At 55.9% G+C, this 13,017-nt stretch carries 7 protein-coding genes; 1 reads left to right on the forward strand and 6 read right to left on the reverse strand.

Annotated features, from left to right (window positions below; translation table 11 throughout):
• Positions 1-80 precede the first annotated feature (80 nt).
• From rpoB to HMPREF0733_RS01480, 3 genes are all read right to left on the reverse strand, one after another.
• Positions 81-3,590, reverse strand: a complete 3,510-nt coding sequence (gene rpoB / locus HMPREF0733_RS01470; RefSeq protein WP_041321530.1) for a DNA-directed RNA polymerase subunit beta — start codon at positions 3,588-3,590, stop codon at positions 81-83.
• 346 nt (positions 3,591-3,936) lie between these two features.
• Entirely contained in the window at positions 3,937-4,464 is a 528-nt protein-coding gene (locus HMPREF0733_RS01475) for a DUF6985 domain-containing protein (RefSeq protein ID WP_013397622.1), read from the reverse strand.
• Between the two features lie 56 nt (positions 4,465-4,520).
• Positions 4,521-5,399 carry a LysR family transcriptional regulator gene (locus HMPREF0733_RS01480; protein ID WP_013397623.1) on the reverse strand — a complete coding sequence of 293 codons (879 nt, stop codon included), beginning with the start codon at positions 5,397-5,399 and terminating at the stop codon, positions 4,521-4,523.
• A 79-nt stretch (positions 5,400-5,478) separates the two neighbouring features.
• Between HMPREF0733_RS01480 and HMPREF0733_RS01485 the strand changes: the two genes are divergently transcribed.
• Complete coding sequence (locus tag HMPREF0733_RS01485) at positions 5,479-6,492, forward strand: aldo/keto reductase (protein WP_041321531.1); 1,014 nt, start codon at positions 5,479-5,481, stop codon at positions 6,490-6,492.
• An 85-nt stretch (positions 6,493-6,577) separates the two neighbouring features.
• Here HMPREF0733_RS01485 and HMPREF0733_RS01490 read toward each other — a convergent pair whose 3' ends face one another.
• The 3 genes from HMPREF0733_RS01490 to gcvP form a co-directional block, all read right to left on the reverse strand.
• Positions 6,578-8,074 carry an L-serine ammonia-lyase gene (locus HMPREF0733_RS01490; protein ID WP_013397625.1) on the reverse strand — a complete coding sequence of 499 codons (1,497 nt, stop codon included), beginning with the start codon at positions 8,072-8,074 and terminating at the stop codon, positions 6,578-6,580.
• 358 nt (positions 8,075-8,432) lie between these two features.
• Entirely contained in the window at positions 8,433-9,551 is a 1,119-nt protein-coding gene (gcvT, locus tag HMPREF0733_RS01495) for a glycine cleavage system aminomethyltransferase GcvT (protein WP_013397626.1), read from the reverse strand.
• Positions 9,552-9,745: 194 nt separating this feature from the next.
• Positions 9,746-12,598, reverse strand: coding sequence for an aminomethyl-transferring glycine dehydrogenase (gcvP, locus tag HMPREF0733_RS01500; RefSeq protein ID WP_013397627.1), 2,853 nt, complete (start codon positions 12,596-12,598; stop codon positions 9,746-9,748).
• Positions 12,599-13,017 lie beyond the last annotated feature (419 nt).

Consider the following 13,017-nt stretch of genomic DNA (forward strand, 5'->3'; position numbering starts at 1 on the left):
GTAGTTTCGAAGACTTGGGGTTGATGGGCGGGGCGAAAATCGTGCGTGACTACGCCCTGCCCGCGAAGGAGGGGCTGTGATTAGAGCTCGTCCACGGAGCTGGGCTCCTCGTGGGTTAGGCTCACGCCCATATCTTCTGCTGCCCGGAAGCCTTCTTCCTCCGAGTCGCTCATTTCAATGGTCTTCCCGTCGGTAGAAAGTACCTCGACGTTCAGGCACAGTGACTGCATTTCTTTAATAAGAACCTTGAAGGATTCGGGGATGCCCGGCTCGGGGATATTCTCGCCCTTGACGATCGCCTCGTAAACCTTTACACGACCGGCCACATCGTCAGACTTGACGGTCAAGATTTCCTGCAGGGTGTAGGCGGCGCCGTATGCTTCCAGCGCCCACACTTCCATCTCGCCGAAGCGCTGACCACCGAATTGTGCCTTACCGCCCAACGGCTGCTGGGTAATCATCGAGTAAGGACCGGTGGAACGAGCGTGAATCTTGTCGTCCACCAGGTGGTGCAGCTTCAGGATGTACTGATAACCCACCGAAATCGGGTCAGGGAACGGCTCACCCGAACGACCGTCAATCAGACGTGCCTTACCGGAGCGAGTAATCAGACGATCGCCGTCACGGTTCGGGTTCGCGTGATCCATCAAGTCGAAGAGCTCATCCTCATGAGCGCCGTCGAACACGGGGGTCGCCAGGCGGGTAGGTCCGGATTCCTTCGGGAAGTTCGGCATATTCTTCAGCCACGCCGGGTCGCCCTCAATCTTCCAACCCTGCTTAGCGAGCCAGCCGGTGTGAACCTCTAACACCTGGCCGATGTTCATACGACCAGGGACGCCCAACGGGTTCAGAATGACATCAACGGGAGTACCGTCTTCCAAGAAGGGCATGTCTTCCACCGGCAGGATCTTGGAAATAACGCCCTTGTTACCGTGGCGACCTGCGAGCTTGTCGCCGTCGGTAATTTTACGCTTCTGCGCAACGTACACGCGCACAAGCTTGTTAACACCCGGGGGCAGATCGTCTTCATCGTCGCTTTCGCGGTCGAAGATGCGAACGCCGATCACGGTACCGGATTCACCGTGGGGAACCTTCAGAGAAGTGTCACGAACTTCGCGGGACTTCTCGCCGAAGATTGCGCGCAGCAGGCGCTCTTCAGGGGTCAGCTCGGTCTCGCCCTTGGGGGTTACCTTACCGACCAGGATGTCGCCAGCCTCAACCTCGGCACCAATGTGGATAATACCGCGGTCATCCAGTGCAGAGAGAACTTCCTCAGAAACGTTGGGAATATCGCGGGTAATTTCTTCGGGACCCAGCTTAGTGTCACGAGCGTCGATTTCGTGCTCTTCGATGTGAATCGAGGTCAGCACGTCCTCGGAAACCATGCGCTGGGAGAGAATAATAGCATCCTCATAGTTCAGACCTTCCCAGGGCATGTATGCCACGAGCAGGTTCTTACCCAGAGCGAGCTCACCGCCGTCGGTCGAAGGGCCGTCCGCAATAACGTCACGCTCTTCCACACGCTGACCGGCCTTCACCACAACACGCTGGTTGTAGCAGTTGCCCGGGTTCGAGCGGGAGAACTTCATGATCGGGTACGAGCTGGTGGTGCCGTCATCGTTGCGGACCAATACCAGATCGGCCGAGACCTCTGATACCACGCCAGCTTTCTTCGCCAGCACGGAATCGCCGGAGTCAAGCGCAGCGTACTTCTCCATACCGGTACCAACGACGGGAGCCTCAGACTCCAACAGCGGCACAGCCTGGCGCTGCATGTTAGCGCCCATTAGCGCACGGTTTGCGTCGTCGTGCTCAAGGTAGGGAATTAGAGCGGTTGCCACTGACACCATCTGACGCGGGGAAACGTCCATGTACTGCACAGCGCCAGGGGCAACCAGCACGGCCTCGCCAGAACCATCGCCTGCACGGCAGAGAACCTCGTCCTCAGCGAAGGTACGCTCGTTAGTCAGCGGGGCGTTTGCCTGCGCAATAATAACGCTCTTCTCGTCGTCGGCAGTCAGGTAACGCACCTTGTCGGTGACCTTACCATCTTCAACCACGCGGTAGGGGGTCTCGATAAAGCCGTAAGAGTTGATACGCCCGTAGGTTGCCAACGAACCGATCAGACCAATGTTCGGGCCTTCAGGGGTTTCGATGGGGCACATACGACCGTAGTGCGAGGGGTGCACGTCGCGCACTTCCATGCCCGCGCGGTCGCGGGAAAGACCGCCGGGGCCCAGCGCCGAAAGACGACGCTTGTGGGTTAGCCCAGCCAGCGGGTTGTTCTGATCCATGAACTGCGAAAGCTGCGAAGTACCGAAGAACTCTTTAATCGCTGCCACCACGGGACGGATGTTCACCAAGGACTGCGGGGTGATGGAATCAACGTCCTGAGTGGTCATGCGCTCACGCACCACACGCTCCATGCGAGAAAGACCGGTGCGAATCTGGTTCTCAATCAGCTCGCCCACAGTGCGGATACGGCGGTTACCGAAGTGGTCAATATCGTCGATATCGATCTTAACGGAAATTTCCTTGCCGTCACGCTTACCGGGGATGCTGCTCTCCTGAGCGTGCAGGGCGCACAGGTAGTGAATCATCTGAGCGATGTCGTCCTGGCTGAGCACCGATGCCTCAGGGGAATCAAGAGGAACATCTACACCGAGCTTACGGTTCACCTTGTAACGGCCAACCTTCGCCAAATCATAGCGGCGCGGGGTGAAGTACATGTTGTCGAGCAACGCCTGTGCGGCCTCTACCGTTGGGGGCTCGCCCGGGCGGAGCTTACGGTAAATATCGAGCAGAGCCTCGTCGCGGGTTGAGACGGAGTCCTTCTCTAGGGTTGCACGAATAGAATCATAGTTCCCGAACTCGGCAAGGATCTTTGCCTCGGTCCATCCCAGAGCCTTCAACAGCACGGTCACAGACTGCTTACGCTTGCGGTCCAGGCGCACACCCACCTGATCGCGCTTGTCTATTTCAAGCTCAAACCATGCACCGCGCGAAGGAATAACGCGTGCTGAGTAGATGTCCTTATCGGAGGTGCGGTCGGGTGCCTTCTCGAAGTATGCACCGGGTGAACGCACCAGCTGGGAAACGACCACACGCTCGGTACCGTTAATCACGAAGGTACCGGATTCGGTCATGAGCGGGAAGTCGCCCATGAACAGGGTCTGCTGCTTAACCTCACCGGTGGTCAGGTTCATGAATTCAGCTTTAACGTACAGGGGTGCCGCATAGGTTGCGTCACGGTCCTTGCACTCTTCCATGGTGTACTTGGGATCGGAGAATTCCGGATCCGAGAAGGATAGCTGCATGGTTTCCTGGAAATCACGAATCGGGGAAATCTCCTCGAAGATCTCAGCAAGACCGGATTTCTCAGGTACAGAGGTGTCACCTGTTGCTTGGGCGTTTTCCAGACGCTTTGCCCAGCGCTCGTTACCCACGAGGCGGTCGAAGCTGTCGGTCTGGATAGCCAGCAGGTTGGGAACCTTGAGCGGTTCACTAATTTTTGCGAATGAGATACGACGGTCGGAATTATTTTCCGCACCGTTAGCGGCGTCATGGTTAAAGGTGCTCGAAGCGACCAAAATGGGGATCCTTCCACAGACATGTCTGTTAGCAATCTGCCTCCCGGCGACAGAGCCGTAAGACATCATGATGAAGACCCCGAAAACGGTGTGCAAAGCTAGTAGATGTCGAACGGTTTAACGTCACCTTCAGCCCGTGCCCACCGCTATATGAAGGCACAAAGGTCAGGGAAAGCGTAAATATTAACAATACACTATGCTCGCGCGTTTGTCTACCACACCCGTACAGCAGATGCAAGCGCCGGATTCAAGTGAGCTTTTTATAGCCCTTCCGGAAGTTTCCGCAGTATATCTCCTAGGCTTTTGAGATCGCGCATGAACACCCTCTTACGCTCCCCTGCTAAACCTATTCTTCGCGCAAGAAAATACTGCCGTCAGGGTTGGTGTAAGACTCAACCACCATACCCACTTTCACCAGTTTCGTGCCGTCCTGGAGCACCATCATCATACCGTGCTCAACATCCCACTCAGTCTCGGCTTCCACCACAATCAGCACGTTGTTATTGTCCCAGGCAACCGTGCACCGATCCCAGATAGGATCCACAAGAGTCCACACCTGAGATTCGGGAATATCCGGCAAGTATTGTTCCCAGCCATACTCATCCGCCATATCAAAATACATACGGTAGAACTGGTACACATAAGGGGTTGCCTGGGCAAAAATATCGGTATCGGGTGAGCGGAGGTTGTCAATCGCGGCACGAATACGCTGCCACCCGGCAGAGTCAAGAGTCTTCGTATCGAAACTAAACGTTACCGATGCCTTCTTGAGCGCAGGCACGTCCACCGGGTCACTCACATAGAACTCTTCGTCAGCATCGTAATTGAAATTTATGATATTGGGGTCGTGGGTGTTATTAGGTTTCATCGCCATCGCTTTCCTCCTATGTAAACTCTCATTATTTCATCACCGCGCCCCATCAGGTCTTTTTAACGAGTATGTTCTCGAATTGTTGCCTCCAATTCTTCAAGAAACCGCGCGGTAGGCGGAGCGGGCTCTTCTTCCGACATAACACTTATCGGTGGGTGCGGGGGAAGACCTGGAATATGATGCACCCGCACTGCTGCTCCCTGTTTCTCAACGATAGACTGCGCGATTATGGCACATCCCAGGTTTGCCGCAACCATCTCGCGGATACTGGCCGGACTGTGCGTCTCAAAATCCACTCGCGGTTCGACTCCGATTACGCCGAATGCCTCGTTCAGCAGGTGGCGCAGACCGCTATCTGAGGGTAAGCAGACAAATGGCTCATGCGCCACATCAGCCAGCGTACTTACATGACCCCTGCCAGCAAGCGGCGTGATAAGTACCAACCGTTCACTCGTAATTTCGGTTCGCTGCCATCCCTGACGTTTATCGGCAGCACCTGCCGGCCCGATCACCACATCAACCTGACCCGCTTCTAACTTACCCAGCAGTTCTGCAATAAGCCCGGTAGACAATGAAATTGTCACCTGTGGGTAACGTGCACGAAATCGACTCAGCAGACCAGCAACATCAAAATTACCGGTGAGTGGCGTGACTGCTACACGCACATGACCCGCTGAAACCGAGTGGAAAGACTGCATCAGCCGCTTGCCTTCGTCAAGATTCGCCAACGCCAGCCGAGCATAGGGTAAAAATTGTTCCCCGGCAGCGCTGAGGGTCACAGTTCGGGAGCGGTTCAACAACGTGACCCCTAGCTCCTTCTCCAGCCTTTTGACGTGTGCGGAAATAGCAGGCTGTGCCAGATGCAGGTCAGCAGCAGCTTTGGTGAACCCGCCGCACCGCACGACTGCCTCAAAGGATTCCAGGTAGCGTAGTTCCATCTATCCATAATAAAACGTTATGGATTCTATAAAAACATTGTCTTAGACATATAAGAGTGTGGGTGGAAAAATTTTTCATATGACATTACATCAACATACAGATAGTCCAGCCACCCGGAACCTCGGAGCTCTGACGACCTCAGCCTTAGGCTTTGGCTGCATGGGTCTGTCCCAGGGGTACGGGTCTGCTGATGATACCGAGTCCATCGCGGCCATTCATGCTGCTCTTGATGCTGGGGTTACGCTGCTTGATACCGCAATAAGCTATGGCCAGGGCCATAACGAGGCGTTGGTAGGTCGCGCCGTAGCATCTAGTGGCATGCCCCGCAACAATCTGCAGATCGCAACTAAATTCGGCATTGTGCGGGGCGAGCACGGTGTCCATCTGGATGCCCACCCGGACCGCATTGCAGGCTACTGTGACGAGTCGCTGCGTCGCCTCGGAACTGAAACGATTGACCTGTACTACCTGCACCGCGTAGACCCGCAGGTGCCGATCGAAGAGTCAATTGGTGCGATGAGCGAGCTGGTGTCCCAGGGGAAAGTACGCCATCTTGGAGTGTCTGAGGTGACAGCTGACCAGTTGCGCCGTGCCCACGCTATCCATCCGATTGCCGCCGTGCAATTTGAATGGTCGCTCATGTGGCGTGAACCTGAGGTAAATATTGTGCCAGCGGCACGCCAGCTGGGTGTGGGCCTAGTCCCCTATAGCCCTCTGGGCCGCGGGTTGCTTGGCGGAAGTCTCAATACCACCAGTGTTGCCGAAAGCCCCTTCCGGGCGAATGACCCGCGGTTTAACGGTTCCAGCCTCACTGCTAATATGCGTCAAGTTGATGCCCTCGCCTCGTTTGCGCAGTCCCGCTCCATGACCGTGGCCCAGCTGGCTCTGGCATGGCTTCTTGCGCAGGGCGACGATGTTGTTCCTATCCCCGGAACACGCAATGCGCAGAGGGCACAGGAAAATGCTGCGGCTATGCGCTACCACCTAGAGGCAGAAGATTTAGCCGCCCTGGAGAGCATGGTACCAACAAACGGTTGGGTGGGAGATCGCCAGTCTTTCGCCGTACCGGTAACCACTCGACCGGTGTTCTAGCCGACTGCACAATAAAAGATCAAGAAAACGCTCGCCCTGAATGCCCCTGCGGATTCCGGGCGAGCGCTCCCCTACCGTTTTGGAGCTAACATTCCACCACGTTAACCGCCAGGCCACCCATTGAGGTTTCCTTGTAGCGGTGTGACATATCCATGCCGGTTTGGCGCATCGTTTCGATCACTTGGTCTAGGGAAACACGATGCGCACCGTCACCGCGCAGTGCCATGCGTGCCGCCGTGACCGCGTTCGACGCGGCCATCGCGTTGCGTTCAATGCACGGAATCTGCACCAGCCCGCCCACAGGGTCACAGGTCAGCCCCAGGTTATGCTCCATCGCAATCTCTGCGGCGTTTTCAATCTGCTCGTTCGTACCGCCCAAAACCTGAGCAAGACCGGCGGCGGCCATCGAGCTGGCGCTGCCGACCTCTCCCTGGCATCCCACCTCGGCACCGGAAATCGAGGCACGCTTCTTATACAGCACCCCGATCGCGGCGGCGGCCAAGAAAAAGTCGATCACCGCATCCTCACGCTTGCCCCGACCGCAATGCCGTATTCCGGGCGTATAGTTCATCGCATAGTGCAAAACCGCCGGAATAATGCCGGATGCACCATTCGTCGGCGCCGTCACCACGCGGCCGCCAAACGCATTCTCTTCGTTCACGGCGAGCGCGATTAGGTTCACCCAGTCGATGGCGTATTCGGGTGATTTATTGGGGTCTTCGGTCATTAGGTCGCGGTGCCATGCCCCGGCGCGGCAGCGTACCTTGAGGGGTCCAGGCAGGTAACCGACACGCGATAGTGAAGACCCGATGCATTCCTTCATAACCTTGTAGATGTGCAGAATTCCTTGACGTACCTCGGCCTCGCTGCGAAGCGAACATTCGTTCGTCATTTTGAGTTGGGCAATACTCATCCCGGCCTCGTTCGCCATATCTAGGAGCTCGGCGCCGGAACCGAACGGGTAGGGTGGGTGTTCCAGGGATGCTCCCCCGGTTGCGGGCTCGTCACCTTCGACAATAAATCCACCACCGATGGAAAAATAGGTGCGCTCCAAAAGCATCTTCTCGCCCTCGAATGCGGCGATCTTAATACCGTTTGTGTGGCGCGGAAGCACTGTTAGGGGACGCAGGGTTATATCGAGTTCTCGGTAGTTCAGAACCGGTCCGTAAACTTTGCCCTCCTCGCCGCTGGGTGCTGTCGCACCGTACATACTGGAAGGATACCCGGCGAGCGGTAGAGTACCGTCCACGCTATTGCGCTCAATCATGGAGTCAGCCTCGGTGAGGCAGATAGTTTCGGGCACATGCCCGCACAGCCCTTTGAGCGCCGCGCTCATGGTGCCGTGCCCTGCCCCGGTTGCGGCGAGTGATCCATACAGGTCAATATGCACTTTCGTGATGCGTGAGAGCAGGTTGGTGTCAATAAGTTCGGCGATAAAACGGTTGGAGGCGCGCATCGGCCCTACTGTGTGGGAGCTGGAAGGACCTATGCCGATGCTAAAGAGCTCGAACACGCTGATATCATATTCGAGCGCTTCGGCTTGTTTTTGCACACTACTTGGAACGCCAGTATCTAGTGCCACATTATTCCTTCATCTATATGAGTATGCGCTTACCCGCCAGGTTTTATATGCGGCGGTTCGTCCGTTTATATTCTCACGGTGTAACCGCCCGAAGACGGTATGCAGCCTTCATCGTCTGCTGATTTTCCCGAAGTTTATGCTCACCGAGCATCTTGCAACCTGCTGAGTTCATCCTAGCTTACTTCAAGTCATGGATAAACTAAGGCGACATTATGTTTGCGTGCGCGCCCGGGCTTGCCTGTGCGATACACTCCGAGTCGATATACCGACACAGACATGCTGAAGGGCGGGTAAATATACCTCAGCACATTCACCCGCCCTATGCCTCTTGCTCGGGTTACCTGAGATGAAGCAGTATTTACTTCTCGCGCTTGTAGAACGGAAGCGAGACCACGTCGAAAGTTGCACGCTTACCGCGAATATCCACGTCCACCTCGGAACCGACCTCAGAGAATTCGCGCTTCACCAATGCCATTGCTATCGGGTAACCCAGGGTCGGGGAAGGAATACCGGAGGTTACCTCACCGATTTGATTACCCTCGGCATCGACAAGGATTGAACCCGCACGCGCCGGGCGCTTTGCCTGAGCTTTCAGCCCAACCAGGATACGCTCTGACGGAGACTTCGCCAGCTCAGTCAGGGCGGTACGACCCACAAAATCGACGGTCTTCTTCTCCAAAGCGATCTCAACTAGGCGGCCTAAGCCGGACTCGAAGGGGGTAATATCCAGGCCCAGCTCATGACCGTAAAGCGGCATGCCAGCTTCCAAACGCAGCGAATCGCGTGCTGCCAAGCCTGCCGGGGTCAAGCCGAAGGACTCACCAGCGGCAGCGAGCGCATCCCACAGTTTCACAGCGTTGGCGTTCGGTACAAAGAGCTCGAAACCGTCCTCACCGGTGTAGCCGGTACGTGCCAGAAGTACATCTACCCCGGCAATGGTGACCGGAACGGAAGCGTAGTATTTGAGCTCACGTACCGCATCCTCATCTGAGGCACCAGCCGCAAGCAGAATTTCTTCGGCACGCGGTCCCTGCACAGCAATTAGGGAGGTGTCGTCAGATTCGTTGACGAACTTCACATCAAAATTACCCAGACGCTCGCTCATGGCCGCAAAATCGTTATCAATATTGGCGGCATTGGGCACAACCAAGAATTCTTCGTCGCCCAAGCGGTAGGTGATAAGGTCGTCAATCACGCCGCCCTTGTCGTTGGCGAGAATCGAGTACTTGGCGCGACCGGGCTTGAGTACGGACATGTTGGAGACCAGAGCGTAGTCGAGGAATGCAGCGGCATCGGGCCCGGTGATGCGGAACTCACCCATGTGGGAGAGGTCAAAAATACCGGCGCGAGTGCGCACAGCCTGATGCTCGGCAACATCATTGGCGTACTTGAGCGGCATATCCCAGCCGCCAAAGTCGGTGAATGCGGCGCCTAACTTTTCGTGAACGGGGTAGAGTGCGGTCTTCTTGGGTGACATGTTTCTCCTTAGTACATAGTCAGATACACTGCTTTGTGCCAGAACGGTTTATACCAGAACGATTATTCTTGTTTTTAAGAACATTCATTCTATTTTATGTGTGTACGGTAAGCCTCCCGGGCGCCCCGCTCCCCCGCCTTCTAACAAACAGGCGAAAAACGCGGGACACACAGAAGTTCATCGAATCATCGAAGCTACTCGGCGTGAGCTTCAAGATCGAATGCCTCCACCGGAGGGCATTCGCAGACGAAGTGACGGTCTCCACCCGCACCGTCAATACGGCCCACAGGCGTAAAGTACTTGTTGGCGCGAAGCGAAGGAACCGGGAAGGCAGCCTGGGTACGGCTGTACGGGCGATCCCACTCGTCGGCAGAAACAACATCCACCGTATGCGGAGCGTTGCGCAGCACGGAATCTTCCACTGCGACTTTGCCTTCGGCAACCTCAAGAATTTCGCCGTAGATAGTTTCCATCGCCTCAATAAAGCGATCGAGTTCTTCCTTCGACTCCGATTCGGTCGGCTCCATCATCAGAGTGCCCGGAACCGGGAACGCCAGAGTAGGCGCATGGAAACCGAAGTCCATCAGACGCTTACACACGTCTTCGGCGGTCACATGGGAGCGGTCGGTAAGCTCACGAATATCTAGGATGCACTCGTGACCCACCAGGTTTGCGTTGCCGGTGTAGAGCACAGGGAACTTATCGTTGAGCTTTTTCGCCACATAGTTTGCGTTCAACACTGCGTACTCCGAGGACTTCTTCAAGCCCTCAGCACCGCTCATAGCAATGTACATCCAGCTGATGGGAAGCACACCGGCAGAGCCAAAGAACGCCTGCGCAATCGGAAGTGCCGCGCCGCTAGGCAACTTGCCTTCGGCATCCGCAGTCGCGGCATCACCGGGAAGGTACTTCGCCAGATGCTCACGAGCAGCAAGAGGTCCAACACCGGGACCGCCACCGCCGTGTGGAATGGAGAAGGTCTTGTGCAGGTTCAGATGGGAAATATCGCCGCCGAACTTACCCGGCTGTGCGAAGCCCATCTGCGCGTTCAGGTTTGCGCCGTCCACGTAGACCTGACCACCCGCGGCATGCACAAGCTCGCAAACCTCAGATACCTGAGGCTCAAACACGCCGTGCGTCGAGGGATAAGTAATCATGATGCCAGCGATCTTATCGCCGTACTTCTCGATCTTCGCCTTCAGATCATCAACATCAATCGAGCCGTCGGATGCGGTCGCCACACCCGCAACCTTGAGCCCAGCAAGCGCTGCGGACGCGGCATTCGTGCCGTGCGCCGAAAGCGGAATAAGCACGGTATCACGCTCGTGATCGCCGTTAGCCTCGTGGTAGGCACGAATAGCACGCAGACCACCGTACTCACCGGTCGCACCGGAGTTCGGCTGCAAAGACACGACATCGTATCCGGTGATAGCGACCAACCAGTCGGAAAGTTCCTTGATGAGCTTATGCCAGCCCTGAGCCTGATCGGCGGGCACCAACGGGTGAATATTCGCAAATTCGGGCCAGGAAATCGGTTCCATTTCCGCAGCCGCGTTGAGCTTCATAGTGCACGAACCCAGAGGAATCATCGTGCGATCCAGAGCCAAATCCTTATCAGAGAGGTGGCGCAGGTAGCGCATCATCTCGGTCTCAGAACGGTACTTATGGAAAACGGGATGCTTCATGTACTCATCGGTACGGAGCAGATCTGTGGGAATGCTGAACTTGGCATCTGCCTCGGAGGGAAGTTCTGCGCCAAATGCCTTTACCAGACGCTCAAGAACCCGGTCATCATGAGATTCACCAACCGAAATACCCACGCGGTTCTCGTTGATACGGCGGATGTTAATGCCAGCCTCAAGCGCCTTTGCAACGAGTTCATCTGCGCGAGCCGATGCATCAATCACCACGGTGTCAAAGAAATGCTCATAGGCAATACCGAATCCGGCGCTTTCCAGGGCTGTTGCTACACGAGCTGCGTTAGTATGCAGACGTTCGGCGATAGCACGCAGCCCCTCGGGACCGTGATACACAGCGTAAGCACCGGCAACAATCGCCAGCAAAGCCTGAGCGGTACAGATATTACTGGTAGCCTTCTCGCGACGAATGTGCTGTTCGCGGGTTTGCAGAGACAAACGGTACGAAGGCTTACCGGCGGAATCCTGCGACACACCGACCAGACGGCCCGGCATAGTGCGTTCCATGCCCTTATGCACGGCCATGTAGGCGGCATGCGGACCACCAAAGAAGAACGGCAGACCGAAACGCTGGGTATTGCCCACTGCAATATCGGCACCGAGTTCCCCAGGAGACTTCAGCAGGGTGAGCGCCAGAAGATCGGCATCCACGGTCACTAGGGCGTTACGTTCCTTGGCCGCCTTCACCAGTGGTTCAATGTCACGAATTTCTCCGTCGGATGCGGGGTACGCAAGCACCACACCGTACAGATCGCCCTCGGGCAGCCCCTCAGAGAAATCAGTAACTACAAACGGAATGTCAAGAAGTTCGGCACGACCGCGTACCACAGCAAGAACCTGCGGCAAGCATCGAGAATCAATCGCGAAGAAACCGTTCTTCACCTTACGGTTGGCGCGGTGCATCATCACAACCGCCTCCGCAACCGCGCTTGCCTCATCGAGTAGGGAAGCATTCGCAATATCCAGGCCGGTGAGTTCCATAACCACGTTCTGGAAATTCAGCAGAGCTTCCAGACGACCCTGCGAAATTTCAGCCTGGTAGGGGGTGTACGACGTGTAAAATCCGGGGTTTTCAAGAATGTTGCGGCGCAGAACGGCGGGGGTTACGGCATCGTAATAGCCTTCGCCAATCATCTGTGTATAAACTTTGTTCTCGGCGGCATACTCGGCGATCTTGGCGAGTGCATCCTGCTCTGTCAACGGATCGGGAAGATCAAGCTCGCCGTGAAGGCGAATCTGAGGCGGGACAGCGTCGTCCATCAGAGCTCCCAGGGAATCGTATCCCAGGGCTTTGAGCATCTGCTCAGCGTCTGCGGAACGGGGGCCGAGATGACGGTCAATGAAAGACATAATATCTATCTCCTAATCGGCGCAAACCGTTAGCGGTTCACAACAGTGCTGTTGTGTATATACAGTACTAATTTTCCCATATTGTGGGCTCAAACTTCTAGCTACATATGCCCTGTGACACGCATGTTATAAGGGTTTATCGGCATACATGCGATCACCTGTTACGGCACGGCGAATGATTTCTTACCGCCACATACCAGGAGCGTCATCCCCCTCTGGCGGCAGCCGTCACAGGCAAGAGCATCTGCCCATTAAAGTAGCTGTTTACGGCGGCGTCATAGGCTGCACCCATCACCGGCGGCAGCCAAAACCGGCATCGCAATCAATAAATTAGAGGTATCTACATTCAGAGCCATCTGTTCCAAAATTATGACCGCCACCCCATAATTTGGTTTTAGGGTACGAAACTCACGTAAAAA

It is taken from the genome of Rothia dentocariosa ATCC 17931 (genome assembly GCF_000164695.2).
Lineage (GTDB): Bacteria > Actinomycetota > Actinomycetes > Actinomycetales > Micrococcaceae > Rothia > Rothia dentocariosa.

Excerpts from the sequence above, each read along its gene's own strand:
- HMPREF0733_RS01475 (WP_013397622.1), bottom strand. The coding sequence starts at position 4,464 with ATGGCGATGAAACCTAATAACACCCACGACCCCAATATCATAAATTTC.
- HMPREF0733_RS01480 (WP_013397623.1), bottom strand. The coding sequence starts at position 5,399 with ATGGAACTACGCTACCTGGAATCCTTTGAGGCAGTCGTGCGGTGCGGC.
- HMPREF0733_RS01485 (WP_041321531.1), top strand. The coding sequence starts at position 5,479 with ATGACATTACATCAACATACAGATAGTCCAGCCACCCGGAACCTCGGA.
- gcvT (WP_013397626.1), bottom strand. The coding sequence starts at position 9,551 with ATGTCACCCAAGAAGACCGCACTCTACCCCGTTCACGAAAAGTTAGGC.
- gcvP (WP_013397627.1), bottom strand. The coding sequence starts at position 12,598 with ATGTCTTTCATTGACCGTCATCTCGGCCCCCGTTCCGCAGACGCTGAG.